The organism is Achromobacter sp. Marseille-Q0513 (genome assembly GCF_018195695.1).
GTDB lineage: Bacteria > Pseudomonadota > Gammaproteobacteria > Burkholderiales > Burkholderiaceae_B > Achromobacter.
The window spans coordinates 1-519 of record NZ_JAGTJY010000483.1 but is presented as its reverse complement, the minus strand read 5'-3'; the positions used below and the strand labels follow the sequence as shown (position 1 = coordinate 519).

General features: G+C 64.2%; 1 pseudogene. It reads left to right on the top strand.

The annotated features are described in order from the left end of the window. Positions 1–519 (top strand): annotated as a pseudogene (locus KDH83_RS31380) (secretin); the annotation flags it as partial.

The window sequence follows — 519 nt, the reverse complement described above, 5'->3', positions numbered from 1 at the left end:
ATCCTGCCTCAGGGCGAGAGCGGCAAGGTGACCGTGGGCGACATCCTTGGCCTGAACAGCGACATGCTGGGCGTTTCCAGCCGCAATGAGCTGTCCATGGCCCTGAACCTGCTGCAGAAGCGCGGCAAGACCCGCGTGCTCGCCAATCCCAAGATCCGCGTGCGCAACATGGAAAAGGCCAGCATCAAGATCGGCGAGAAGGTGCCGGTGGTGACCACCACCAATGCCAATGGCGTGGTGACCGAGTCGGTGAATTATCAGGACGTCGGCCTGAGCCTGCAGGTCGAGCCGCAGGTCACGCTGGGCAACGACGTGTCCGTCAAGGTCAGCATGGAAGTCAGCAACCTGAAGGGCGAGGTCAAGACGGCGGGCGGCGGCGTGGTCTATCCCATGAGCACCCGCAACGCCGAGACGGTGATGACCGCGAGGGACGGCGAGACGCAGGTGCTGGCCGGACTGGGCAACCAGAAAAAGTCCGGCAACACCAGCGGCCTGCCGGGGCTGAGCACGCTGGAATGG